This is a genomic window from Pedobacter quisquiliarum, assembly GCF_014642175.1.
Lineage (GTDB): Bacteria > Bacteroidota > Bacteroidia > Sphingobacteriales > Sphingobacteriaceae > Pedobacter > Pedobacter quisquiliarum.
Window position 1 is genome coordinate 123659 of record NZ_BMIL01000001.1, and the last position, 26284, is coordinate 149942.

The following is a 26284-nucleotide window of genomic DNA, read 5'->3' on the forward strand; positions in this document are numbered from 1 at the left end:
CCAGACTTAAAAAGGATAACCTATCCCGATGTTATATATAATGTTCTCTCTTCTCCAGGCTTTATCTCCAAAGTTGATGTCGTCAAATACCCAACGATCACCTGGCGCAAGCCATGGTTTACGTATCGGAAAGGCAACATCCAGTCGCACAACGAAGATCGATGCATCAACCCTTAAACCTGCACCTGCACCTACAGCCAGTTCGCTTAACGCATTCTTCAGTCTGAAGCCAGAACCAGGTCTGCCCGGTGTACCAGGATTGCCTGGGGTAGCAGGAGTACCAACATCTTCGCGGCGTAACCACACGTTACCCGCATCTGCAAAAAGTGCCCCGTGTAATACACTCACCAGCTTAAATCTCAATTCAGAGTTTAACATGATCTTGATATCTCCCGCCTGATCTGCAAACCTTGCAGTGTCTACACGGTAGGTACCTGGGCCCAATGATCTAGCTGCGAAAGCACGAATATCGTTACTTCCACCTGCAAAGAACTGTCGTACGAAAGGTAGGGAAGTGCTATTGCCGTAAGCATGGCCATAACCTACGTTGAAGCGGTTTGCCCAGGTTACATTCCTGTTTACTTTATAGTAATCCCTAAAATCTGCTTCTAATCTAACAAACTGTGTTAGCGGGGTATTGAAAATGGTTCGTTCACCAGCAGCGTTTTTATCTACAAATAATCCCCATAAGTTACCACCTGTTTCGACACTTCCGTAGAAGAACATGTTGTTCTTACGCTGCGTCTCCATCTGGTTGGTATAAGTGAAATTGTATCTGCTACCGATGATAAACTGCTTTTCTAATGTGCTACGTAAGCCTGGAATGGAGTCAAACAAGTCCCTTTGTCTCAGCGAGTCAATCGTAGGTCTTACATAAGTGATGGAAATTGGGTTGAAGTTGTGTTCCTTATATTGATTCTCTTTCCAGTTGTAACCGAACTCTCCGGTAAAGGAATTTAGACCATATAGCGATCCACGTTGCAATAGCTGGTACTGCAACCTCGCAATTGTTTTCGGAATGAAGGCATTGGTGCTGTTCACCTTAAAGAATGGGACAATGAACTGTGGGAAAGTTAACTTTCCTTCTGCGGTTAAGGAGTAGGAGTTAAGTCCTTTAGATACCCCACTAACCTGCGTTTCAAAACCGCCACTCACACTTACATCCAACTGCTCTGCGCCCCTGAAAATGTTACGGGTTGTTTGCGTTAAGGTCACCTCAGATCCGACAAAGTTGTTGGACTTACTGGTACCAGTAACAGAGAAGGAAAGGGAGTTTTTACGTAAAGGTGTAAGGAAAATGTTCAAGTCCAACTGATTGCTTTTCATGCTGTCAATCGGCACAAATTCCGCGCGCACGTCCTGAAAAGCACCGATGTTTACCATACGGTTTAACGACTGGTTGTGGTCCCTTCTGTTATAAAGCTCGTCCGGTTGGAAGAATACAAGTCTGTCAAATACTTTCGGTTTAAAGGTATTGCGATCATCGTAAATGCTCATGCCATTGTACTCCAACGGCTGTAACTTTCTTAATGTGCTGTCGCGACGTAAAGAGTAGTTCGGATAAACATTGATTTTGTTGATTGTGAATGGCTTTAAAGCAGCATCAGGCGCAACATCTTTAACCTTCACGCGCACATCAACCTGACTTTTACCAATGGTACTATCAACTTGCAAAAGCAGGTAATCGGGATTGAAGTAGAAGAAACCATTTTCTTTTAGATCATTGTCAATCCGTACACGTTCATTTTTAAACGCGTCAAGGTCATAATACTTTCCAGTCTCAAGCACAGACTTGTCTTTGTTCTGGTCGATGATGCTGGTTAGAAAGTCGACGTCTTCTGGAAAACGCACACTCGCCATTTTATAGCGATCACCTGTGTTGGCTGTATAAATTGCTTCCCCTTTTTTTTCTTTGATCACGGTATCACCAGTTACAACAGACTGAAGATACCCCTGACTGATTAAGTGGCTGGTTAATACATCACTGTTGTATTGCAGGTTCACCTGACTTAACAATACAGGCGGTTCGCCAACTTTATTGCGCAGCCAGTTACGGATGCCTTTAGGTTTTTTCGGTTCCCCGGCAATGTTATAGATCCAAAGTTTTGGTCTTAGGCCAAGGATAGACTTATTGGGCTTTGGCCTGGTCTTACTCTCCAGAACAGACTTCACACCTTTTTGATCATCTATCTTCTTAGCAGAATCTGGATTCACTTCTACTTCAGCACCGGTATACAGGATCTGACCAGGTTTAAGGTACTTTGTATTGCTACATGCGGACCATACCAGGCATATTAGGATAAATAAAAAAGGTCTAATTAGTTGTTTCATTTTGTTCGCTCTGTTCTTGTATTCTTGTTCTTTTCTTTCTGCTCTGGAATATCTGTTTGAATTTATTGTAGTCCACAACTAATGCGAATCCTAACCCGGTTTCTACAATCTGGCCTTCAACGATGGCCTCCGTCTGATTTCTGCGATATGCGCGAAGTCTATATCGACCATCGGCAGATAGCGCATATTCGACGTTCACGTTACCAGCGATGTTAGAGGAGTTTGAACTTTGGGTTTGCGGACCTTCAAGTCCGAATGAACTACCCACAGTTACCGTAAGCCTGTCATTCAGCAAGCGTTTGGATAGGCCAACTTCAAGATCTGTTTTCTGCTCCAATGAACCTGTAGAGTAATCTTCAGAGGTGTTGACACCGAAGTTCAGTTCCACACCCTGAATTAGGTCAGATGCCAGGTTGTTCAGTTGCTCTGTCAACAGCTTGCTCACACTGGAGCGGGCCATGGTAGATACACCGCCACCACCACCGGCCAGACTCTGGAATGGGTTGTTTGCAATAAATCTGTTAAGCGCCAGCAAGGCAAATACCTGCTTGTTCAACTCACTTGCATCTCGGTTCACCTGTTGTAATCGGGTGTAGACCGTTCCGTTTAGCGCACCACGTTCATTTTCCGGTAAATCCAGTCGGAACGAGATATCTGGCTTCATCAGCTCATTGTCCATCATCAGGTAAACCTGGAATGGCAATTTGGTCTTCGCCTGAAAGTTGGAAGGATCACCAAGTAAATCGATTGGCGCAGCCCTTACCTCATACAATGCGGTAAGGTCAACATTAGCCGACATCGGATCGCCCGTCCACACGATGGTACTTCCTTTTACAAAGGAGAATCGCTTTTGTCCCAGTGGACCAACGGTTAAGTTATATGAACCATCCGCCACTTCGTATTTACCGGTAAGACTAATTTTACCACTTGGGTCCATCGTCGCATTCAGGTCTGCATCGCCTTTGATGGCCAATGCATCACCATTTGAAGGGTCAACGATCACGTTAAACTCTGCTTCAGGAGCTACTTTAAGTGCTGCGGTTAGGTTGATGCCGGTAACAGGCGACTTCTGGATGCTATCTGTTGTCAATGCACGCTGACCATTAAAAGGGGCAGCGTCTGCATCTATAAATTGTACGATACCTTCCTGATCGATTACCGACGGATCTGATGTTGGTAAAGCGAAGAAGAAGCGGGTATCTTTAAGAATGTTAACGTTCATGTTAACATTCGGCTGGTTCAAATCGCCACGAACTTTAATATCGCTGGTTAAGTACACCGTTCCCCAAACCATATCATTGTCCAGCTGGGTGGAGTTCATCACGCGGAAGTTATCCGTTCTGATGTCCATATTGAACCTGAAGTCGGTGTAGTTTGTTGTCAGCACGCCGCCGCTGATTACCGCTTTTCTATTAAGCGAATCTATGATGGTGAAGTTGTTAAAATCTACGCCACGCTCCGTAAAGCTGATGCGCTCATTCGGCATTCTGAAATATGAATTCACATATGTTGCGTTAAATGCTGCCTGGTTGAAATTGATATCACCCAGAACCTTAGGTGCCGACGGCGTCCCTTTAATGCTTAATGCACCGGTAACCGTTCCCGAACCTCTTCTGATTTGCCCCATGGAAAGACTTTCCAGCTGACTCAGATCAATCTTGTCGATGTTCAGGGTCAGGTCCATCGAGCTTGTCGGGCCGGTGTAGTAGAAGCCATTCACCCGGAACTCATGTACACCAGCCAAGGCCACATTGACATCAAACGCATTTTCTGTATTGTTGTTAACCGCAACCCGAAGTGTACCTAGGTTGTCCTTTTGGTAGCGCAGGTCATTAATGGTTAGGTTTGCCTCAAACTTCGCTGTAGAAGCAAGATCTTTAACATCCACAGTTCCGTTAATGGCACCACCGGCCAACGAGCTGTCCTGCTCTGCGAATTTGGTTAAGGTCTCAATTCTGAAATCTTTGAACTCCACACGTAACGGCGCATTTGGCGTATTGCTTGTGCTGTTGATGCCGAGTAATTGCGTACCCTGACTCAGGTTGAAGTTGTTTGCTAATATGCCGGACTCGCCAAACTGGATATAGTTATCCTGAGCTACGCTCCACTTATCATAGTTCAGCAGCAGTTTTGCCGGATCCATGCTGACGCGGAAGTTCTTGTCAATAGACTGGAAAGTACCACCCAAAACATATTTGTCCCGAAGCTTGCTGTCTCTTAAGAAGATGTTTAATCCCAGTAAGTTATTTGCTGCATCACCCTTTACTTCTGTATTGAAAAGGGAGATAGAAGGACTTTGGATTGCCTTAACATAAAGACCATAATTCAGCTTTGCATCATTATTGTCTACGTTAATTCTGGTGCTGTCTACACGGAAATCTCCATATACCACCTGTGGTGCTGCAACAGTCATCAACAAACTATCTTTTTGCGTGTCCAACAATCCGAACATGCGGGCACCAGAGAAGGTCGTTAGGGTAGGGACAAAGCGCTGCAGGAGTTTTGAATTGTAGATGTTCATAGCAAAACGGAACCGTTGATCTGGTATTTTCGTCACTTCACCGAATTGATAGTATTTGTTGATCTGGTTGATCATCGCAGGGGCGATATTGGTCAGCTGATACTTTCCATCTACCCGGGCACTCAGGATTTCTGAACGCAAGGTAAGCAGGTTGCGATCTGCAGTCGCTTCAGAATGAACAAGAATGGAATCTACGTTAATCAGCATGCCCTGCTGTGCAAGCTGAAGTCCTGTTACGGCGATATCCCCATTCAGGTAGTCCGGATCCGCAGTCGGTACATCAGCCTTAATAACACCCGCAACTTTAAACTCATTCGGACTGAAGTTCAGTCGTTGCAAGTCAAGCTGCTTTAGGTTCAGGTCTGCTTTAATTGATGGGTATTTGCCTGCAATATTTACCATGGCGGTCATGTCGAAGTTTGCATTGCTATCCGGCATGTTTCCTTTGATGTCCAGTGTCTGGTTGGCAAATGAACCGTTTACATTCAAATTCCGGTACGTGTACTTGTTGTATGTGGCGCTAAGCAGTTTTGCGTTGAACCTTGCCTTAGCCGTTTTCGGCTCTATCCCGGTACCTGCAACATCTGCACGCACGGTAATTCTGCCAAGCTGATCCTGCTGCTTCAAAAGTCTACCTACGTTGAAGTTGTTTAACTCCACATGTCCGGTATAGCTTTCTCTGCCTTTCGGACCTTTCATGCCGGCAAGCAGTTTAGCAGAACCCATATCGGTATTGATGTTGAAGTTCGTGTTGAAATTGCTCATGGAACCCCTGAACTTACCAGTCGCCTGAATACGTTTTGGTAGTTCGATGCTTGCAGGAAGTGCTGATTTCGGAATTACGGCAAGGAGGTCGCCCTTGCCTAGTGAGAATTGCTTAATGTTCAAGTCGATGAAAGCCTTTTCAGCATCCGGCAAACCTTTCACATTTCCGCTAATGTCGATTCTGGTACTCTTTAAACCGGTGATTTGAAACCGTGGAATGTTCAGGTTACTCATGTAACCATTCAAATTTGCGTTTACGTTGAACTTCTCGTTTCTGTATGCAGCAGGTATCGCCGGACTAAAATAACTACCATCCTTTAAGCCAATGGTGGTGTTCTTAATCACCATATTCAACTTCACCCGCTCCGGGTGTTTCGTTAAATCTTCCAGGGAAGTGTAGGTTAACAAAGTGTTATTTTCAATCGATGTATTTGGCGTTTTAATAACCAGGTTATTCACCTTAATGGCTTTATCCGAGTAGGCCACATCACCTTTTAACGTGTTTAGTGTGAAACCACTTCGCTCACGCATGTTTCCGCTTTGCACCTTCACTTTAATACCGGCATCACTGTAAGCAAGTGAATCGGCCACCAGGCCCAGATTGGAAATCTTCAGGTGATTGAAGTCCATACCGGCAACTGGTTTTTCCGCAAGGTTATCAAATTGGATGTTGTTGTCTGCCAGAGATAGTTTATTTACCAAGAAAGCCATTGCTGCTGCTTGTGCGGTGTCAGCAGGTTTATCAGCGGTATTCGCAGCCGGCTTTGCCGGTTTGAAGGCGAAGCGGATATCCGATTTATTTAACGTCGCTTTATCTACCTGGTAGTTGCCCTTCTCCAGATCCGCAAGCAGTTTGGTAATGGAGAATTCATTGATGTTTACGTTCGCTCTGGTATTTGTAGCCAACTGGTTGAAGTTAATTCTGGTATTGTTAATCTTCGCGGTTTCGGCTTTGTAATTGCCATTGGTCAGATCTACAAAGAGGTCCTCAATACTGAAGTCATTCAGATTAACCAGCGCATCCATGCCGGATACCTTATCATTGAAGTCGATCTTGATGTTGTTAAAGTTGAAGTCCTCAATCTCCACCAGCGGAAGTTTGCCGCTTTCCGTCTTGCTGGTATCTACTGCAGCTTCCAAATGATTGGCTAGCACCGTCAGCGGTTTTTGCTGCAGGTACTTCAAAGACGTATTCTTCATGGCCAGCTCCTTGATCACATAGTGCTGATTCGCAAGATCGAAGTCTTTAATTTTCGATTTAAATTCCCCAAGGTAAAAGACCACATCATTGCCGGCAACATCATCGCGGTACTTTACGCCAATGTCCGTCAGGCTGATTTTGTCGAGTGAAAATTTCAGCGTTGAGGTGGTATCTTTTTGAACTTCTTCTTCTGGTTTTTCCTGCTCGGACATGAAGGCGTCCATTAAAAAGGAGAAGTTGAAGGTGGTGTCCGGGTCAATACGGTGCACGTTTGCACGAATATTTTCCAGTTCAATGTTGTTGATTTCTACTTTGTTGTTGATCAGCTTCAATAAACTGATGTCTACCGCAAGTCGCTGCGCATACAGCAAGGTGTCCTTATTCAGGTCCTCCATGTAAAACTTGTTCAGCACGATATCCTTCGGAAAAGCGATTTTAATGCTCTCCAGACGTACTTCGGTCTTTGTTTTCTTCTTTAAATAGGTAATGGCTTTGTCTTTAACAAAGTTTTGAACAGCGGGGATGTTCAAAGACAAGGCCACAAGTACGACGAGCATGATGATGCTTGCGATGACCCAAAGAATAACTTTTAAACTCTTGCGTAAATATGTATTCAATTGCTTGGTTTGTTTGGTGGATAATCTTGTAAATAAACCAATATCATGCCATTAGCAACGGCACAAGGCTTTGTACTCCTTATTACATAATATATTGCAAATTGTTTAGTGCAATGTGTTAAATTTTACCGTTCTTGCGAGCCCTTTAAATTTTCAGAAGGCCTTTTATGAAAGAAATAAACTTTAACATCAACTATACCCATTACGAGCATCTCGAAGAGCTGGAAACGCAAGACCGCGAACTCTGTGAGCAGGCCATAGCGGCACTAGAAACTTCATATTCACCTTACTCAGCGTTCAAGGTGGGAACTGCAATAAGACTAGACAACGAGCAGATTGTGCTGGGCAGCAACCAGGAAAACGTTGCTTACCCATCTGGTTTGTGCGCCGAGCGTGTTGCCTTGTTCTCCATCGGCGTAAGCCACCCGAATGCTGTCGTGAAAAGCATGGCTATTACTGCTAAGACCGAACGCTTCGAGATTACCCGGCCAATTACCTCTTGTGGAGGGTGTTTGCAGGTGATGGCGGAGGTAGAACAAAAACAAGGATCTCCGATTGAAGTGCTCTTCTATTGCCTTGGCGGTGAAATCCTTAAGGTTAAGGGGATTCAGAGCCTTTTACCCTTTGTTTTCGTAGAAGACAGGCTGCTTGGTGCTTCGTAAGAACTACATTAAAACGATCATAATATTTTTTTAAAACCTTATCTTTGCGGGATTTAAACCCCTTTTGATGAGTGAAGAAACTGAAGCACAATTAAACGAAGAAAATAAGCATACCGTAATTCCTATTACTGGCCTTTACGAAAACTGGTTCCTCGATTATGCTTCTTATGTGATCCTGGACCGCGCGGTACCCCATATCAACGATGGGCTAAAACCTGTTCAGCGTAGAATACTGCATTCGCTGAAAGAAATGGATGACGGCCGTTTCAACAAGGCTGCAAATGTTATCGGTAATACCATGAAATATCACCCCCATGGTGATGCTTCCATCGGTGATGCCATGGTGCAGATTGGCCAGAAAGATCTGCTGATCGACTGCCAGGGCAACTGGGGTGACCCGATCACTGGCGATAGTGCAGCTGCTGCCAGGTACATTGAGGCACGACTGTCGAAATTTGCGAATGATGTGGTGTTCAATCCAGATACCACGACCTGGCAGTTAAGTTATGATGGCCGGAACAATGAACCCCTTACTTTACCTGTAAAATTCCCACTCTTACTTGCACAAGGTGCTGAAGGTATCGCCGTAGGTCTTGCCACCAAGGTCATGCCGCATAACTTCGTCGAACTGCTTGATGCTTCCATTGAAGCGCTGAAAGGCATAAGACCAAATATCCTGCCCGACTTCTTCACCGGCGGTATGGCCGACTTCTCGGCTTATAACGAGGGTATGCGTGGCGGCAAGGTTCGCGTACGTGCAAAGATTACCGAGAAAGATAAAAAGACCCTTGTCATTACTGAAATCCCATACAGCACAACCACGGGCTCTGTAATCGACAGCATCTTATCCGCCAACGAGAAGGGTAAGATTAAAATCAAGAAAATTGAAGATAACACTGCGCAACACGTAGAGATTGTCATCCAGCTTGCGCCCGGCATTTCGCCCGACGTGACTATTGATGCGCTCTATGCTTTTACCTCCTGCGAGGTGTCAATCTCTCCAAATACCTGTATCATCAAGGATGATAAACCACAGTTCCTGAGTGTAAATGATATTCTTATCGAGAATACCAACAATACGAAGGCGCTACTGAAAAAGGAACTCGAAATTCGCCTGCATGATCTCCTGGAAAAGATCTTCTTTAGCTCCCTATTAAAAATATTTATCCAGGAAGGTATGTACAAACATCCTGAATACGAGAACTCCGGTAACTTCGACACTGTAGTACAAGTATTGCATGGTTTGTTTGAACCTTTCAAACCGCAACTTTATCGGGAGATCCTGCCGGAGGATTTTAAGAAGCTGATCGATAAACCCATGAGCAGCATCACCCGCTTTGATGTTAAAAAAGCGGATGAGCAAATGAGCTTGCTGGCGGATGAGATCAAAGTGGTTAAAAATCACCTACGTCACCTGACGGACTATGCCATTGCCTGGTTCCAGAAACTAAAAGACAAGTATGGTAAGGGGCGTGAGCGTAAAACCGAAATCCGCTTGTTTGATCGTGTTGAAGCCTCAAAAGTTGCACTTGCAAACGTGAAGCTTTACATGAACCGCATTGACGGCTTTATTGGTACGGGATTGAAAAAAGATGAGTTTATTACGGACTGTTCCGACCTGGACGAAATCATTGTTTTCCGTGAAGATGGTAGATGCATCATCACAAAAGTTGCAGACAAAACCTTCGTTGGAAAGGGCATCATCCATGCCGCGGTGTTCAAGAAAAACGATGAACGCACCGTATACAACCTGATTTATAAAGATGGAGCAAGTGGTATCGCTTACATCAAACGATTTGCCGTGGTCGGTATCACACGTGATAAGGAATATGACCTGACGAAAGGTTCTAAAGGATCTAAAGTCTTGTATTTCACAGCGAACCCGAACGGCGAAGCGGAAATTGTGAGTGTTCAACTCAAGCCGCATTCCAAGCTGAAGAAAGTCAACTTTGATACCGACTTTGCGGAGATCAGCATCAAGGGTAGGGGCTCCCAGGGTAACATCCTTTCTAAATACCCGGTGAAGAAAATTGTGCTGAAAAGCAAGGGTGTGTCGACCTTATCAGGCCTTAAAATCTGGTATGACGATCTGTTAAGACGCCTTAACGTGGACGGCAGGGGTAAGTACCTCGGGGAATTTGATGGTGACGATAAAATCCTTCAGGTGCATAAAGAAGGCTGGTACGAGCTTAGCACTTTTGAGCTCAGCAATCACTTCGATGCCGATTTAATCATCATTCAGAAATACGATCCGGAAAAACCTTTTGCAGTGGTCCAATATGAAGGCAAAGCCAAAAACCAGTTTGTGAAACGCTTTGTATTCGAGAATATAGCGGTTGGTAAAAAGCAAACCCTGATTAGTGAAGAGGCGGGATCTAAGCTCATCTGTATCACCAGCAATCCTGCAGCGAAACTGATCGTAGAAGTGCTGAAGGGTAAATCGCAGATCGAAGAAACGCTGGAAGTCGTGCTTAGCGAATTCATCGACATCAAAGGAATCAAAGCGATTGGCAACCGCCTTACCCCGCATGAGGTGAAAAATATGGAAATCGTTGATGCGGAAGAAATAGAGCCAACAATTGAAGAGGAAGCGGAGCAGGTAGAACCTGCAGCGCCAGAATTACAATCCGGCGTACTGCCGCTCGTTATTCCAGCCAAGGAAGATCCAATCGTTGAAGAAGCTGATGACGCAACTCCGGCTGAAGAAGATTCAGCTTCGGAAATCTCTAAAGTAACAGCTGCTGAAGAAGTTGGGCAGAAGCCGGAAACCGAACAAGAGAAGGAAGCTGAGGATGTAGCAGCACCAGTATCTGCAGCGGTTGAAGCACCGGAACCTGCAGTTGCGCCTGAAGTAGAAGCTGCAGTGAAGCCAGATGCGGAAAGTGCAATTACACCTGATGCGGAAACAGCAGCAGCAACATCAGGAGTGGCAGAACCAGCTTCACAAAAGACCGAAGCCCTTCCGGAAACGGAGGCAAGCGCAACAAAGCCTAAAGCTAAAAAACCCTGGGGTAAAAAGAAGATAGATCTGGAAATTACAAATCCAGAAGACATTGAAGATACCGGACAGTTAGGCTTGTTTTAGAACAAGCCTGGAATCCTTTCTGCAGCCATCATAAATGAAATACCGAAGATTGCTGCAGAAAGGAAAAATGTCCAGTCCCACTTTTTGACCTTCAGCACATTGATGAGTACAAAGGCAAGAATCAATGTCGCGATCACGATAATCACCTGACCGAATTCCAATCCCACATTAAAAGCAAACAGTTCAGCAACGATGCTACTGCTTTTGCCAAGCAAACTTTTCAGGTAGTTTGAGAAACCCATCCCATGTACCAGTCCAAAGAATAAAGCGAGCCAATACTTAAAGTTAACCCCCTTAGGCTTGCTCTTCTTATTCATCAGGTTCGCGATAGCCGTAATCAGAATGGTTACCGGAATCAAAAATTCAATCAGATCACTATTCACCTTTATCACATTCAGCACACTCAGGGCAAGTGTAATGCTATGTCCAATCGTGAAGGCGGTAACCAGAATAAGTACTTTCTTCCAGTCGGAAAGCGTGTAAGTACCACATAGCACCATTACAAAAAGTATATGGTCGTAACCTTTAAAATCTAGAATGTGTTGCCAGCCAAGCTGGAAATAAAGTGGAAAGTCTTGCATTGCTGCTCAAAATCGCAATTTAACTTAGTAAATCAAAATTTTCTAATGTTGCAGAAAGGCTTGCTCGATTACGTAGAAGACATATATGCTAAGAGCGTGTTGATTAGGTGTTGCTAAGGACTTTGGCAAACCATTAGCAAAGACCTTGGTGTATGGGCATAAAAAAAGAGCAGCTGACAGGCTGCTCTCACAAATAAACTTATAATCTGCTATTGGTATTGAATATAAATCGGTGCAGGTCTTAACTTCAGCAATTCTTCTGGTGTCATCAGGCGATTAGGTGCTTTCTTGAGGTCGTTTTTGTAAAAAAGCTTAAATCCTGTGAATTGTACAGGTTCACTCTCAATGAAGTGTCTGTAGGTGCCTTTTTTCAGCTCTGGTTCACCCCAACCGTCCATGTGCATCACGATCTGCACTTCCGGGCGCAGCTTTATATTTTTGTAATTGGTAACCATCTTACGCGTAAAACGGTGTATCGTAAATACCTTCGGCGGCAGGTCATTTTTCTTAACCAGGTCGGCCAGGTAAGCGGCGCAGTAGTTGATGTCGGCAGCATCATAAGTGCCGATTCTCGTGCCTGGTCTTGCGCCATCCTTCATGCTGAATTCCGGGTCAATACCTAGGTGCACATTCGGCAGGGCAAGGTATTTTTCAATTCTTGGCAATTCATCTTTGATGTTGCTTAGTGCAACCTGAAGATCCAGGAACACGATGGCATCATGCATTTTAGCAATCTTCATCACGGAGTCGATCTGGTTGTTGCCCATGCGGTTGATGTATTTTCCATCTCTACCAGGTGTACCACTTGCAACGGCGGCAATGTAGTGCACGCCTGCCTGTACGGGCGTAGCCGGATCAGCTTTCTCCCAGCGTTTAACCTCTGCGTTTAGGCGGCTCCACATCTCTTTTGGTGCGTATTCGCCCAGTGCACCCATTTTCTTGGAGTGTAGATTCCCGTAATAAACGACAATCCGTTTGAATGGTAAAATCGCACCAGCAAGGGGGTAGGGCTGATTCTTAACCGGCCATTTACCTGTTGTATCGCCATTGGCAAGCTTGGTGATCAGTTCATTGTATTTAGCGGTGTCAACCGGACTTCGTTCAGCTTCTGGTTCAGCTGTGCTGATTGCCGCTGCATTCGTGACTTTCGTAGAATCGGTGCTTGTTGCAGTTGCTTGCTGATCTGCTGAACTGCACGCCGATAGCAGTCCGAGGCCTGACAGCCCGATAAGGATTGACCCTGTCAGCTGAGGTAATTTCATAAGGGATAAATTAGGTGTTAAACTTAAATAAGCACAGCCGGTTAGCTAGATATTGGACCCGCTGTGCTACAAGTATAAGCTTTAATTAGGATTGAAACTTGTTGAATTTGCCAAATACGCCCAAAGGAAGTTTAATTCCTGAGGTTGCCTGCAGGAATAATTCCCCGGTTTCCAGGTTCTCCACCTGAGGGAAAGATGTTTTAACAAGGTTTTCTACAATGACGGAGGAGAAGCCTAAGGAGTACGTGTTCAGGATCAGGAAGTGTTCTTTCTCATCCAGCAGTTGTACAACTTCCTGCATCATTTCCTGGATATGATCTTCCAGTTTCCATTTCTCACCATTCGGACCATGACCGAATGCAGGCGGATCCAGGATGATGCCATTGTATTTTTTGCCACGCTTAAGTTCGCGTTTTACAAACTTCAGGGCGTCTTCAACAACCCAGCGGACATCCTTTAAGTTGGATAGTTCCTGGTTTTCATTCGCCCAGTTTACCACCTGTTTGATGGAATCCACATGGGTGGTATCCGCACCTGCGGCCTTTGCGATAAGCGAAGCGGCGCCTGTATAGGCAAATAGGTTAAGTACCTTTGGATTAGGTGTTTTAAATTTCTTTACGCTGGAGGAGATGTAATCCCAGTTCACGGCCTGCTCCGGAAATACGCCAACATGTTTAAAAGAGGTTAAGCCGAGTCTGAGGTTTATGGTCACCTCATCATTGGTATAAGAAACATTCCAGCGATCGGGAATTTGTGCTGCAGACTTAATCCATTCACCGGAAGTTGCCGAACGGCCTTTGAAGCGAATGTGTGTACGTTTCTTCCAGTCCTGCTCAGAAAGTGTTTTCTTCCATACGGCCTGAGGTTCTGGTCTCGAAAGGATCAGGTTGCCAAAGCGTTCCAGTTTTTCAAAATCCCCGCAATCTATCAGCTCATAATCTTTCCAATGTGTGGGACTTAAAAGGCTAATCATAAATTAATGTATAAGTGTAATATTAAAAATTCTTCTTTGCAGCCTTCATAAATCGGCTTGCAAATACGAAATCGTTGAGTTCTTCAATGTCTGTGTGGGCGATTTCCTTGTTCGAGCCTTCCCAGAATTTCTTGCCCTGGTGCAGGAAGAGGATGTAATCACCAATACCCATTACCGAGTTCATATCGTGGGTAACCACAATTGTCGTGGTGTTATATTCTTCGGTAAGTTCTTTAATCAATTCGTCGATCACAATGGAAGTCTTTGGATCCAATCCCGAGTTTGGCTCATCCACGAACAGGTACTTTGGGTTCATGGCAATGGCGCGGGCGATACCCACACGTTTCTTCATACCACCCGAAAGCTCCGCAGGAAAAAGCTTGTTCTTGCCTTCCAGGTTTACGCGTTCCAGGCAGAAGTTAACACGCTCCAGCTTTTCAGCCCGGGGCTGATCGGTGAACATGTTCAAAGGGAACATAATGTTTTCTTCAACCGTCATCGAGTCAAAAAGCGCGGATCCCTGAAAAAGCATACCAATCTCTTTACGGATCTCGATGCGTTCTTCGAAGCTCATGTTCGTAAACTCACGGCCGTCATACAACACGTTACCCTCTTCAGGTTTGTGCAAGCCGATCATACACTTGAGTAATGTCGTTTTTCCCGAACCGGAACCACCAATGATCAGATTGGTTACGCCAGGTTTGAATTTTCCTGAAATGCCTTGCAGCACCTTGTTGGCACCGAAAGACTTATGGATGTTTTGAACTTCAATCATAATAACAGTTGGGTTACGATATAATCACATGCCAGAATAGAGATACAGCTTACCACTACAGCTCTGGTACTCGCCTGTGCAACTTCGAGTGCACCACCTTGTACATAAAAGCCTTCATACGCCGGCACTGAGGTAATGATGAAACCAAAAACGAATGCTTTTACAAGGGCAACAACAATGGTATAAGGGTTAAAGTCTGTCGTGATACCCTGAATATAGTCGGCCGCGGAAATGGCACCTGATAATGTACCGCCGAAGAATCCACCAATGATGCTGAGCATCATGGCAAATATAACCAGCACAGGTACCATGGTGATGCCCGCCAATATTTTAGGTAAGATGAGGTATCCGGGAGAGTTGATACCCATGATTTCCAGCGCATCAATTTGTTCAGTTACCCGCATGGTACCAATTTCTGATGATATCGCAGAGCCAATTTTTCCGGCCAGTACGATGGCGCTGATGGTTGGGCTAAGCTCCAGGATACTGGAGTCCCGTGTTACGGAACCAATAATTGTGCGGGGTATAAAGTCGCTAACCAGCTGAAAGGCAATCTGCAGCGTCATTACTGCGCCGATGAAGGTGGAGATGATGGAGATTAGGCCAAGGGAGCCCACACCAATAAAGTTCATCTGCTGAAAAATTGCTTTCATATAAATCGAGAACTTCTCCGGCCTTCTGAAAACAGCCTTTAATAGCAGAATGTATTTACCAAAGTTTGTAAAATTCATTTAGGGGGGTTAGCTAAGTACAGTTAATATGAATACTACAAAGAAACAATAAAAATTGTTGCATGGTTGGTTAATTTATTAAAAAACAATCGTGCTGGGCGGGTGTTTAATTGCAAAAAGCACCTTTATGGACTCCTTCAACATCACCATTACAATTCAAGATCAGCCAATATCATTAACCTTGCAGCCTGAGGGCGCTGATGACTACAAAGTAATCTTTCACGACATGCTTGTTGGTGAAATTGTAAAGTCGCAGGAAAGCGCGGTTTGGAAAGAACTTCCGCTTGACCAGGTATCGCCAGGCATTTATAAAATGTACGAGCATCACGACAGCAATAAGCCAAAAGTTATTCTGGACGAAAAAACCATTCAGGAAATCGGTAACGAAATAGACCGCAAAGCACAATCTTAAAAGGTATTTTTGTTTTTTCCATAAAACATGAATGCTATAATTACGGGTGCCACGAAGGGCATAGGAAGGGCCATTGCACTGAAACTTGCGGACGACGGTTATAACCTTGCCATATGTTCCAGAGATGAAGCAGCGCTGGCGGCGCTCGCTAGCGAGTTGGAAACAAGCGGGGTGCGGGTGCATTACCTGGTTGCCGATTGTGCAGATAAAACAGCGGTGTATAACTTCTGTGATTTCTGTTCGCAGGTTTTCGGACAAATCGACCTGCTCGTGAACAATGCCGGCGTGTTCCTGCCTGGATCATTATTGGATGAAGACGATACTGCTTTCGAGCAGCAGCTCCAATTGAACCTAAATGGTGCCTATTACCTCAGCAAATACATGGGCCGCAAGATGCGTTCGCAACGGTCTGGCCACATCATAAACGTCTGTTCCATTGCGAGTAAGCAAATAAAAGAAAATGCTGGAAGTTACAGTGTAACTAAATGGGGCTTGCTCAGTCTTAATAATGTATTGAGAGATGAATTGGCAAAGTACAATGTCAAGGTTACAGCAGTTCTTCCCGGTTCAACCCTTACCGCTTCCTGGGACGGTACGGAGATTCCGAAAGAAAAGTTTGTACAGCCAGAAGACATTGCAGAAAGCATCAGTCAGCTGCTAAAATTAAGCCCTGCTGCTAACGTTGACGAGCTGATCATCCGACCAATAAATTTTTAGGAAAAGGAGGCCCATATTATGGAAAAGCGCTTATATAGAAATGAGTTTGAGAAAGTCATCGCTGGTGTATCATCCGGCATTGCAGATTACATGGAGGTAGATGTTACCATTATCAGGCTTCTGTTTGTTTTATCCACCGTGTTTCTGGTGGGCACAGGCGTGCTTGTTTATCTGGTCATGTGGATCGTGGTACCGGTGAACCGGAATCCATCAGCAAAATTCTCTAAATTCAACGATTATTTCAAACAACAGGGTTCTGGCGCTGGCTTCACCGCGCCAGACTGGAAGGCTCCTGCAGCAGAGCCAGTAGAGCCCGTGCAGCCGGCGGATCCATTTGCAACAACGAACCCTTATACTTCGGCGCCAAACTGGACCAGACCACAGGACTTCAAAGGCTTTCCAAAGCAAAATGATACCGGAAGAACGGTAGGTGGATTATTTCTACTGGTTATTGGTCTATACTTTTTGATGAATGAGTTCGATATTATTCCATATTGGTTTAAGCTCCACAAATTATGGCCATTGGTTTTTGTTGCCATCGGATTGAGCTTCATCATGAAGTCTAAACGCAACGACAGCTTCCAGGAATGGAAAGAGGAGACCCTCAACCAGGAAGCACAAGAGAAAAATGAAACTGATCAAACCAAAACTTTGTAGCCATGAAACTAGATAGAATATTATGGGGCATCATCCTGCTATTTGTAGGCTTGATCCTATTGCTCGAAAACTTTAGTGTTATAGAATTTTATTGGAGAAATGTATGGGGCTTCTGGCCAGTATTCCTGATCATCGCCGGTATTAATATCCTGTTCAACAGGAACAAATCACAAGTCGGTAACATGATCTCGATTGGGGTTCTGGTTATTACCCTCGGCTTTTTGTTCTACCGCGGTCAGCAGCCGCCTGAAAATAGAGGCTTGTTCGGCGGAAATTTCGGTGATAAAATTGATATCGACATCAATAACGATGATGAAGATACGCTGAATACGCAAAGGTTAACTTTTACAGAACCTTTCGATCTCGCAAGTTCAGGAAAGGTTGTTATGGATATCTCTGGTGGAGGCACCTCCTTTAAACTTGACGGCCCGACAGACAGTCTAGTGGAGGCCGTCGTGGAGAAATCCAGAGGTACTTTTACCTTGAAAAAGGAACTGATTGATTCCGTTCAGCGACTGACTTTCAGAATGCAGGAGAAAAAGGGTAAATGGAACATGAACGATGGTGGTAATGATGTAAACTTTAAACTGAATACACAGCCGGAGTGGGAGCTAAACATGAATATGGGTGCAGGCGAGGTTGACTTTGATCTGTCTGCTTACAAAATCAGAACCTTTAAATTTGAAGGTGGTGCCGCTGCACTTGACATCCAGATGGGAGACCTTTTACCAATTGCCGATGTGATTGTGAAAACGGGTGTAGCCGATGTGAAGATTAAAGTGCCAACTGCTGCGGGATGTCGTATTAAGAGTAGCACTGGTTTATCTGCAAAAGATTTTACCGGGTTTACAAAGTTAGACAACGGCACTTATGAGACACCAAATTATGCAACGTCCACAAAAAAGATCTTCATCACATTAGATGGCGGACTAAGCAACTTTGAGGTTAGCAGATATTAAACAGAATATGTCAGACTCAGCATTGGATACCTATACCGTAGTGGTTAATGGTAAGCCGCAAGGACCTTATCAATTGGCTGAACTGAAAGCATTAAACATCAAAGCCGGGACTTTCATCCGTAAACCTGGCATGAACGATTATAAAGAAGCTCACGAATTCCAGGAATTGCGTGAGCTTCTTGGTTTTCAGTACCAGCAGACTGCGCCGCAATATTTTGCATCTTTTGACCAGCGACTACTGGCTTCCGTGATTGATTACTTCCTAATTTTTCTGTTTTATGTGTTTGCATTGCTGTTGAGTTACCTGGTTATTCAAGAGCGTAGCCTTCGTATTTCAGCGGCCATTACAATGTTGCCCGCCATTCCGGTGATCAAGTTTATCTATGGGGTGCTTGCAGAAAGTTCCAGGGCGCAGGGTACGCTAGGTAAGAAATTGCTGAACATTAAAGTGACTGATATGTGGGGGAACCGCATAGACCTGGTCACAGCCTTTGGCCGTAATGCAGCGAAAATACTTTCGGTGTTACCTTTCTTTTTTGGGTACCTGTACAGTTTTCTCAATAAAAAGCAACAATGCTTTCACGACCTGGCTGCAAATACACTAGTTATTAAAGATCGATTGATATAATCTTTATCTTTGCAGCGCATGGAAAACGTAACAACTCCACCCATACTTGGTGGCATATATTGCAATAGCTTAACTGATTATTCAAGATTTGTAACCCGGGAAGTACACATCGGTGATGTGCCCATGGGCGGAAACAATCCGATCCGGATACAATCGATGACCACAACAGATACCATGGACACCATGGCTACTGTGGAGCAAACCATACGCATGGTCAATTCCGGTTGTGAGTATGTGCGGATCACGGCACCGAGCATGAAAGAGGCGGAGAATCTGGCCAACATCAAACGGGAGCTGAGAAGTCGTGGTTACAATGTTCCATTGGTGGCGGACATTCACTTTACCCCGAATGCGGCAGAGGCTGCAGCAAGGATCGTGGAGAAAGTACGCGTGAACCCTGGAAACTATGCAGATAAGAAACGATTTGAGAATATAGAATATACACAGCTGGCTTATCAGGCAGAGTTGGAACGCATCTACAAGAAGTTCAAACCTCTGGTAAACATCTGTAAAGAATATGGCACCGCCATGCGCATCGGGACCAATCATGGTTCATTGTCCGACAGGATCATGAGTCACTATGGTGATACCCCACGTGGAATGGTGGAGTCTGCCATGGAGTTCATCCGCATGTGCGAAGACATGAACTATTACAACCTGGTCATTTCCATGAAAGCCAGTAATACACAGGTCATGGTTCAGGCGTACCGCTTACTGGTAGAGACCATGGTGAAGGAAGGTATGAACTACCCACTACACCTTGGCGTTACAGAGGCAGGAGACGGCGAAGATGGGCGTATCAAGTCGGCTGTAGGTATTGGAACCTTACTTGAAGATGGCTTGGGTGATACCATCCGGGTTTCCCTTACGGAAGATCCGGAGTTTGAAGCGCCAGTGGCGAGGAGCCTCGCGGAACGTTATGCGAAACGTACGGTTAAAGAAGAGCTTTGTCAAACCATTGATGCTGGAAGCTTAAGCTATAATCCTTTCAGTTATGAGCGCCGCAATACCAGCGTGGTTCAAAACATCGGCGGTCATCACCATCCTGTGGTGATGCTGGATGTGCAGGCTGAAAACTTGAAAGATCCATATTTCCTGAACGCGGTTGGCTATCGCTACGACGCAGGACTGGATAAATATAACCTAGCAGATCAGGCCGCAGACTTAGTTTACCTGGGTGATGTATTGCCATCCTTGTCTTTTCCTGGCAACCTGCGACAGGTCTACAACTACCAGACCTGGTTGAATCTTAAGGATAAGCAGAATTGTTTTCCGTTGTTTCTGGCTACGGAATATGTGGATACTGCGGTAAAAGACCCGTCCATAAACCTGCTTTTGGTGAATGCACTGCATTTTGATGAGGCCTTTCTGAAGTCGCTCGGAGATCACGTCATATTGGTGCTGGAAACCTCAGCCGAGCATGGAATGGCGGAGCAAAGGACCTTCTTTATGAAACTGCAGGCAGCAGGTATTACGCTTCCGGTGATCATCAGAAGGAACTATAAGAACTTCAGCAACGATGACCTGATGTTATATGCGGCAACGGATCTTGGTGCTTTGTTTACTGACGGCTTTGGCGATGGCATCTGGATTACTAAAGAAGCAGATCAGGATCTTGCCCTGGTAAACAGTACCAGCTTTGGTATTCTTCAGGCCACCCGTACACGGATTTCTAAGACAGAATATATATCCTGCCCAAGCTGTGGCAGAACCCTTTTTGACCTACAAGAAACCACACAACTTATCCGCTCGAGAACTGATCACCTTAAGGGTATAAAGATTGGTATTATGGGTTGTATCGTTAATGGGCCTGGTGAAATGGCAGATGCAGACTATGGTTATGTAGGCACCGGTCCTGGTAAAATTACCCTTTACCGAGGCAAGCAGGTGGTGAAAAAGAACGTGAATACGGAGCGTGCATTGGACGATCTGATTGACCTGATTAAGGAAGATGGGAACTGGACGGAAAGCCTTCGTTAATTAAAACCTTTCTAAATTATTGTTAATTACAGCCTAATGACAGTGGTACAGCATCCGCTTGTTACTTTTGTTACCTAGAAAATAACACCAGAACCTACCTTGGAATATTTAAAGATTATTGCTTTCACTCACAAACAAATTGATCTAAAAGCTTTAGGTAAATTGGTGATTTGCGAGCAAACACTTGATGACCGACTGAAGAATATTCAGGAAGAATTAAACATAGAGGAGATCTTTTATGTCGGTACATGTAACAGAGTTGAGTTTATTTTTACGACACCACAGACTGTTGACCGTGCCTTCACGGAAGACTTTCTAAGGGTTTTAGATATGGGGCTTCCGGAAGAATACATGGAAGCATTTGTAGATAACGTTTCTGTTTACGAGAAGGTGGAAGCCTTCAATCATTTGTTAAGAACATCTTGTTCACTAGAGAGTCTGGTGGTTGGGGAGAAAGAGATTCTTGCCCAAATCAGAAAAGCTTATGAAAACTGCAGACTTGCAGGTTTTACCGGGGACGGCTTGCGGACCCTCATGGAGCGTGTTGTTAAAACTGCCAAGGAAGTTTATACAAATACGAATATTTCAAAAAATCCGGTTTCTGTTGTTTCACTTGCGTATCGTAAGTTGCGCGATTTGAGTATGTGTGCCAATTCAAGGCTGCTGATCATCGGATCTGGTGAAACCAATAAAAACTTAGCACAATATCTTAAAAAACATAAGTATTCTAACTTTTCCATTTTTAACCGTACCGTTGAAAATGCAGCTTCCATGGCGGCTGATCTGAATGCTGTAGCATACCCACTTTCGGAGCTTGAAAACTTCAGCGGCGGTTTTGATGTGATCATTACCTGTACTGGTGCTACGGAGCCAATTCTTACTGAAGCACTTTACAAGAAGCTGCTTAATGGAGATACAGACAAGAAGGTTATTGTTGATCTTGCCATTCCAAATGACACAGCCCCAGAGGTTGTGAAAAACTATCCCATCCACTACATCGAAGTGGAATCCTTAAAGGAAATTGCCCGCAAAAATATCCAGGAGCGTTACAACGAACTTGTACATGCAGAAACCATCATCGAGCAGAACATAAAGGAATTTGATCTTGTACTTCGCCAACGCAAAATTGAAATTGCGATGAGCAGCGTACCCAAGAAGATCAAAGAGATTAAAATGACTGCTTTAAACGGTGTATTTGCTGACGAAATCAGCACCATGGACGATAATGCCAAACTTATCCTGGAAAGAGTAATGAACTACATGGAGAAAAAATGCATCAGCGTACCGATGGTTATGGCCAAGGAGATCCTGGTGAATAACAACGAGATCTAGGCTTCGTCAAGGCAATTACATTATTTCCATAATATTTAAGACTATAGTTCTTTTAGGTTAAATTTGTCCTTGATCAGCATGAAGGCCATCAGCAGATGTGCATAGATTCATGTTGGTAATGCGTTATATCATATTAAATCTGAATGAAAAGACTTATTATCGGCACCAGGGGTAGTGACCTTGCTTTGTGGCAGGCCAATTATATCAAAGACAGACTTTCTAGTATTGGTGTCGAAGCTGAACTGAAAATCATAAAAACGCAGGGTGATAAAATCTTAAACCTGAGATTAGATAAGCTGGAAGGGAAAGGCTTTTTTACCAAGGAACTCGAAGAGGAGTTGTTAAGTGGTAAGATTGACCTTGCGGTGCATTCGCACAAGGATCTTCCGACGGCACATCCTGCGGGGTTGATTATTGCTGCAGTTCCGGAAAGGGAAGACCCTTCGGAGCTTCTGCTGATCCTTAAAGATTGTGTGGATGTAACACAAAAACTATCCCTGAAAACGGGTGCAATGGTTGGAACCTCTTCTAACCGTCGCAAAGCGCAAATTCTTGCGGTCAGAACAGATTTAAACATTGAAGATCTCCGCGGAAATGTTCCTACCCGGATCCAAAAACTCCGTGATGAGCATTACGATGCCATCTTACTGGCTAAAGCAGGCGTAAACCGTCTTAAAATTGATCTGAGTGAATTCCACGTGGAGGTAATTGAGCCTACGGAATTGATCCCTGCACCCGCTCAAGGTGCATTGGCGATCCAGATCAGGGAAACCGATACCGAACTTTACAACGTGCTTCAGCAGATTCATGATGCAGAAACGGCAGCACAAATTGCTGTAGAACGTAAGGTGTTGAACATGTTCGAAGGTGGCTGTCACATGCCACTTGGCTGTTACTGTAAGAAAGAAAACGATAAGTATGAAATCTGGACCTCTAAGGCTGCAGATAGTGATGACTTTCCGGATCGTGTTTTCTTCAGAACAGATCATCTGGAGGGGATGGCTGAACAGATTGTTCAGAAGTTCAACGCCGATCGTAAAAAACCGGGGAAGGTATTTATCTCCCGCGAAATCGGTCCATACAGTTATTTCAGACGTGCTTTAGATAAGCACAACATTCAGATTGAAGATCGCTCACTGATCAGGACTTTTCCTATCGTAAATATCCTGGATCCATTTTACCTTAAAAACATTGACTGGATTTTCTTCAGCAGCCGCAATGGCGTTGAATTCTTTTTCAAGCTTAAGCCTGCTTTGTCGAAGAAAGTAAAGTTTGGTGTAGTAGGACGTGGTTCTGAGGATGCTTTGCGCAGATATGGTCACCTTGCTGACTATGTTGGCGAGAGTGGAGATGTTCAGGACGTGGCGGTTGAGTTTGCTGCATTGGTAAAAGGTGAAACGGTTCTGTTCCCAAGGGCACAGGATTCGCTGCTTACCATTCCAAAAGCATTATCTGCAGATACCAAAATTGTGGATCTACCGATCTATGAGACGGTGATTGCAGATCAGACTGACAAAACATTTGCGGAGGTAGTCATCTTTACGAGCCCGTCAAATGTGGAGGCATACTTTACAAATAATTTACTGGATCCGGGACAGAAAGTAATTGCTATCGGCAGTTCAACGGGGAAGAAGCTTGACGAAATGGGTGTTTCCTATATTTTGCCATTCTCACCAGATGAATTGGGCCTTGCCGAAGCTGTGTTTGGATTAGAAATTTAAAAATTTAAAGATGTTAAGTCGTCCGAGAAGATTAAGAAAGAACCCCATCGTTAGAGAAATGGTGGCTGAAACCAGGTTGTCGAAAGATATGTTCATCTACCCGTACTTTATTGTGCCGGGCACAGGTGTTAAACATGCGATAGATGCGATGCCGGGTGTACATCATTTTTCCATTGACACCCTGATTCAGGATGTTGAAAATGGGTTAAAATACGGCATAAACAAGATCATGCTGTTTGGTGTGGGTGATGAAAAAAGCGAGGATGCGCGTTCCGCATGCCACGATCATTCCCTGGTGCCGACAGCGGTGCGTGCGCTGAAGCAACAGTTTGGTGACGACCTGTATGTTGTTACTGACGTTTGTGTTTGTTCTTACACCACACATGGACATTGCGGCATTATGCACGATGATTACGTGCAGAACGATGCAACTGTAGAAGTGATCGCGAAAATGGCACTTACGCATGCGCAGGCTGGTGCAGATTTACTTGCGCCATCTGATATGATGGACGGACGTATTCTGGCCATTCGTAATTTGCTGGATAGCAATGGTTATGTGAACACAGGCATCATGTCTCACGCGACGAAGTTTGCTTCTGCATATTACGGTCCATTCCGCGAGGCTGCGGATTGTGCACCAAGCAAGGGCGACCGCAAGGCTTATCAGATGGATTTCCGTAATGGGAAAGAAGCACTAAGGGAAGCCTTAATCGATGAAAGTGAAGGTGCAGATATCCTGATGGTAAAACCAGCATTGGCTTACCTGGATGTTATCGCTGATCTGAAGCAACAATGTGATGTTCCAATTGCCTGTTACAATGTTTCAGGCGAATTTGCGATGATCAAAGCTGCTGCGGAAAAAGGCTGGATTGATGAGCAGAAAGTGGTTATGGAGACGATGTATGCTTTTGCCAGAGCTGGTGCAAGCGTAATCACGACCTACCACATTAAGGATATTGTAGAAAACAACTGGTTATAATGTTAGAATCGTTTAAAAAAATGTTTTCCGGAAACGAAGGGGAGTTACCTGTAAATACTGGAACAAAGCCAGATATTTCAAGAGAGAAATCAGCAGAACTATACGAAAAAGCGAAGAACTATTTCCCTGGTGGGGTAAATTCACCGGTACGTGCTTTTAAGTCCGTTTATGGAACCCCGCTGTTCATCCAAAAGGGTGATGGCTGTTATGTATGGGATGCTGATGGTAATCAGTTCATTGATTTTTGTGCAAGCTGGGGTCCGTTGATCCTGGGGCACAACCACCCGAAAGTTCGGGAGAAGGTAACTGAGGTTATGCAGAACGGCATGAGCTTCGGTGCACCTACCGCATTGGAGAATGAACTTGCGGAGCTGATCATCAAGAACAATCGTTTTGTTGAAAAGATCCGTTTCACCAGTTCTGGTACAGAAGCTGTAATGTCGGCAATCCGATTGGCGAGAGGGTACACCGGAAAAGATAAGATTCTGAAGTTTGAAGGTTGCTACCATGGTCATAGCGACTCTTTGTTGGTTAAAGCTGGATCAGGCTTGGTCACATTTGGGGAGACTTCGTCTAAGGGTGTTCCAAAATCCTTTGCGGAAGAAACCATTGTCATTCCTTTGAATGACGAGCATGCGATCACCGCTGCATTTGCGCAATTCAAGGATCAGATCGCGGCCGTGATTATTGAAGGTATTCCTGCAAACAATGGTTTATTGATGCAGGAAAAATCTTTTGTGAAGTTCCTGGAGCAAACCTGTAAGGACAACAGTGCCTTATTGATATTTGATGAGGTGATTACCGGCTTCCGTATTGGATTTGAAGGTGCTGCAGCTTACTATGACGTTAAACCAGATATCGTTACTTATGGTAAGATTATCGGGGGTGGACTGCCAGTAGGTATGTATGGCGCTTCTGCCGAGATCATGGGGCATATTTCGCCTGATGGCGGCGTTTACCAGGCGGGTACCTTATCGGGGAATCCGGTTGCCATGGCTGCTGGTATTGCACAGCTTACCGAGTTGTTGCGTAATGGCTTTTACAAAGAACTTAATGCAAAAACAAAGGAGTTTGCAGAAAGCATTCAACGTTTTGCTTCGGCAAGAAGCTACAAACTGAAAGTATTTCATGTAGGTTCCATATTCTGGTTTGCGTTTACAGATAAGGATAAAATTCAAACTGCGGAAGACATTGACGTTGCGAGCATGGACAAGTTTAAGCAGTTTCACAGAGAACTGCTGAACCGCGGGATCTATATCGGTCCGTCGGGTTATGAAGTTGGCTTTGTATCTGCTGCGCATACTAAAATTGAGCTTGAAAAGGCAAAAAGAGCTATTCTGGATGCCCTGGATATAGTTTTTAGAAATAAGTAAATTAAGTGGTACATTCGTCAGG

19 protein-coding genes are annotated in these 26284 nt (G+C 44.6%); 12 read left to right on the forward strand and 7 right to left on the reverse strand.

Annotated features, from left to right (window positions below; translation table 11 throughout):
• Positions 1–6: 6 nt before the first annotated feature.
• Together tamL and IEW69_RS00540 are read right to left on the reverse strand one after the other, a co-directional pair.
• Positions 7–2331, reverse strand: coding sequence for a translocation and assembly module lipoprotein TamL (gene tamL / locus IEW69_RS00535; RefSeq protein ID WP_188624865.1), 2325 nt, complete (start codon positions 2329–2331; stop codon positions 7–9).
• On the reverse strand, positions 2315–7435 hold the full coding sequence (locus IEW69_RS00540; protein WP_188624866.1) for a translocation/assembly module TamB domain-containing protein: 5121 nt from the start codon (positions 7433–7435) through the stop codon (positions 2315–2317). Before IEW69_RS00540 ends, tamL begins: the two co-directional genes overlap by 17 nt.
• Before the next feature lie 167 nt (positions 7436–7602).
• Between IEW69_RS00540 and IEW69_RS00545 the strand changes: the two genes are divergently transcribed.
• Together IEW69_RS00545 and IEW69_RS00550 are read left to right on the forward strand one after the other, a co-directional pair.
• Positions 7603–8097, forward strand: a complete 495-nt coding sequence (locus IEW69_RS00545; protein ID WP_188624867.1) for a cytidine deaminase — start codon at positions 7603–7605, stop codon at positions 8095–8097.
• Between the two features lie 67 nt (positions 8098–8164).
• A complete protein-coding gene (locus IEW69_RS00550; protein WP_188624868.1) occupies positions 8165–11182 on the forward strand; it encodes a DNA gyrase/topoisomerase IV subunit A in 3018 nt (1005 codons plus the stop codon).
• Here IEW69_RS00550 and IEW69_RS00555 read toward each other — a convergent pair.
• The 5 genes from IEW69_RS00555 to IEW69_RS00575 form a co-directional block, all read right to left on the reverse strand.
• Positions 11179–11763 carry a HupE/UreJ family protein gene (locus IEW69_RS00555; RefSeq protein WP_188624869.1) on the reverse strand — a complete coding sequence of 195 codons (585 nt, stop codon included), beginning with the start codon at positions 11761–11763 and terminating at the stop codon, positions 11179–11181. The genes IEW69_RS00550 and IEW69_RS00555 overlap by 4 nt on opposite strands.
• 209 nt (positions 11764–11972) lie before the next feature.
• Positions 11973–13025 (reverse strand): hypothetical protein, encoded by a 1053-nt coding sequence (locus IEW69_RS00560; protein WP_188624870.1) that lies wholly within the window; start codon positions 13023–13025, stop codon positions 11973–11975.
• 85 nt (positions 13026–13110) lie between these two features.
• Positions 13111–13998, reverse strand: coding sequence for an RsmD family RNA methyltransferase (locus IEW69_RS00565; protein WP_188624871.1), 888 nt, complete (start codon positions 13996–13998; stop codon positions 13111–13113).
• A 22-nt stretch (positions 13999–14020) separates the two neighbouring features.
• Positions 14021–14773, reverse strand: a complete 753-nt coding sequence (locus IEW69_RS00570; protein ID WP_188624872.1) for an ABC transporter ATP-binding protein — start codon at positions 14771–14773, stop codon at positions 14021–14023.
• Positions 14770–15504, reverse strand: a complete 735-nt coding sequence (locus tag IEW69_RS00575; protein WP_188624873.1) for an MlaE family ABC transporter permease — start codon at positions 15502–15504, stop codon at positions 14770–14772. The genes IEW69_RS00570 and IEW69_RS00575 overlap by 4 nt, the downstream gene beginning before the upstream one ends.
• 127 nt (positions 15505–15631) lie before the next feature.
• Between IEW69_RS00575 and IEW69_RS00580 the strand changes: the two genes are divergently transcribed.
• The 10 genes from IEW69_RS00580 to hemL all read left to right on the forward strand — a co-directional run bounded on the left by IEW69_RS00580 (position 15632) and on the right by hemL (position 26262).
• Positions 15632–15916: a hypothetical protein gene (locus IEW69_RS00580; RefSeq protein ID WP_188624874.1), complete on the forward strand. Its 285-nt coding sequence runs from the start codon at positions 15632–15634 to the stop codon at positions 15914–15916.
• Between the two features lie 27 nt (positions 15917–15943).
• Positions 15944–16633 carry an SDR family oxidoreductase gene (locus tag IEW69_RS00585; RefSeq protein ID WP_188624875.1) on the forward strand — a complete coding sequence of 230 codons (690 nt, stop codon included), beginning with the start codon at positions 15944–15946 and terminating at the stop codon, positions 16631–16633.
• An 18-nt stretch (positions 16634–16651) separates the two neighbouring features.
• Positions 16652–17290, forward strand: coding sequence for a PspC domain-containing protein (locus tag IEW69_RS00590; RefSeq protein ID WP_188624876.1), 639 nt, complete (start codon positions 16652–16654; stop codon positions 17288–17290).
• 2 nt (positions 17291–17292) lie between these two features.
• Entirely contained in the window at positions 17293–18249 is a 957-nt protein-coding gene (locus IEW69_RS00595; RefSeq protein ID WP_188624877.1) for a toast rack family protein, read from the forward strand.
• A 7-nt stretch (positions 18250–18256) separates the two neighbouring features.
• On the forward strand, positions 18257–18877 hold the full coding sequence (locus IEW69_RS00600) for an RDD family protein (RefSeq protein WP_188624878.1): 621 nt from the start codon (positions 18257–18259) through the stop codon (positions 18875–18877).
• A gap of 18 nt (positions 18878–18895) precedes the next feature.
• On the forward strand, positions 18896–20857 hold the full coding sequence (gene ispG, locus IEW69_RS00605; protein WP_188624879.1) for a (E)-4-hydroxy-3-methylbut-2-enyl-diphosphate synthase: 1962 nt from the start codon (positions 18896–18898) through the stop codon (positions 20855–20857).
• Positions 20858–20956: 99 nt separating this feature from the next.
• Entirely contained in the window at positions 20957–22189 is a 1233-nt protein-coding gene (gene hemA, locus IEW69_RS00610) for a glutamyl-tRNA reductase (protein ID WP_188624880.1), read from the forward strand.
• A 143-nt stretch (positions 22190–22332) separates the two neighbouring features.
• The gene (gene hemC / locus IEW69_RS00615; RefSeq protein ID WP_188624881.1) at positions 22333–23910 is read left to right on the forward strand and encodes a hydroxymethylbilane synthase; all 1578 of its coding nucleotides are present in this window, start codon (positions 22333–22335) and stop codon (positions 23908–23910) included.
• A 10-nt stretch (positions 23911–23920) separates the two neighbouring features.
• Complete coding sequence (gene hemB, locus IEW69_RS00620; RefSeq protein ID WP_188624882.1) at positions 23921–24889, forward strand: porphobilinogen synthase; 969 nt, start codon at positions 23921–23923, stop codon at positions 24887–24889.
• Positions 24889–26262 carry a glutamate-1-semialdehyde 2,1-aminomutase gene (gene hemL / locus IEW69_RS00625; RefSeq protein ID WP_188624883.1) on the forward strand — a complete coding sequence of 458 codons (1374 nt, stop codon included), beginning with the start codon at positions 24889–24891 and terminating at the stop codon, positions 26260–26262. The genes hemB and hemL overlap by 1 nt, the downstream gene beginning before the upstream one ends.
• Positions 26263–26284: the final 22 nt, after the last annotated feature.

Excerpts from the sequence above, each read along its gene's own strand:
- hemC (WP_188624881.1), top strand. The coding sequence starts at position 22,333 with ATGAAAAGACTTATTATCGGCACCAGGGGTAGTGACCTTGCTTTGTGG.
- IEW69_RS00550 (WP_188624868.1), top strand. The coding sequence starts at position 8,165 with ATGAGTGAAGAAACTGAAGCACAATTAAACGAAGAAAATAAGCATACC.
- hemL (WP_188624883.1), top strand. The coding sequence starts at position 24,889 with ATGTTAGAATCGTTTAAAAAAATGTTTTCCGGAAACGAAGGGGAGTTA.
- IEW69_RS00580 (WP_188624874.1), top strand. The coding sequence starts at position 15,632 with ATGGACTCCTTCAACATCACCATTACAATTCAAGATCAGCCAATATCA.
- hemB (WP_188624882.1), top strand. The coding sequence starts at position 23,921 with ATGTTAAGTCGTCCGAGAAGATTAAGAAAGAACCCCATCGTTAGAGAA.
- IEW69_RS00555 (WP_188624869.1), bottom strand. The coding sequence starts at position 11,763 with ATGCAAGACTTTCCACTTTATTTCCAGCTTGGCTGGCAACACATTCTA.
- ispG (WP_188624879.1), top strand. The coding sequence starts at position 18,896 with ATGGAAAACGTAACAACTCCACCCATACTTGGTGGCATATATTGCAAT.
- IEW69_RS00595 (WP_188624877.1), top strand. The coding sequence starts at position 17,293 with ATGAAACTAGATAGAATATTATGGGGCATCATCCTGCTATTTGTAGGC.
- IEW69_RS00590 (WP_188624876.1), top strand. The coding sequence starts at position 16,652 with ATGGAAAAGCGCTTATATAGAAATGAGTTTGAGAAAGTCATCGCTGGT.
- IEW69_RS00575 (WP_188624873.1), bottom strand. The coding sequence starts at position 15,504 with ATGAATTTTACAAACTTTGGTAAATACATTCTGCTATTAAAGGCTGTT.
- IEW69_RS00600 (WP_188624878.1), top strand. The coding sequence starts at position 18,257 with ATGTCAGACTCAGCATTGGATACCTATACCGTAGTGGTTAATGGTAAG.
- IEW69_RS00545 (WP_188624867.1), top strand. The coding sequence starts at position 7,603 with ATGAAAGAAATAAACTTTAACATCAACTATACCCATTACGAGCATCTC.
- IEW69_RS00585 (WP_188624875.1), top strand. The coding sequence starts at position 15,944 with ATGAATGCTATAATTACGGGTGCCACGAAGGGCATAGGAAGGGCCATT.
- IEW69_RS00570 (WP_188624872.1), bottom strand. The coding sequence starts at position 14,773 with ATGATTGAAGTTCAAAACATCCATAAGTCTTTCGGTGCCAACAAGGTG.
- IEW69_RS00565 (WP_188624871.1), bottom strand. The coding sequence starts at position 13,998 with ATGATTAGCCTTTTAAGTCCCACACATTGGAAAGATTATGAGCTGATA.
- tamL (WP_188624865.1), bottom strand. The coding sequence starts at position 2,331 with ATGAAACAACTAATTAGACCTTTTTTATTTATCCTAATATGCCTGGTA.
- IEW69_RS00560 (WP_188624870.1), bottom strand. The coding sequence starts at position 13,025 with ATGAAATTACCTCAGCTGACAGGGTCAATCCTTATCGGGCTGTCAGGC.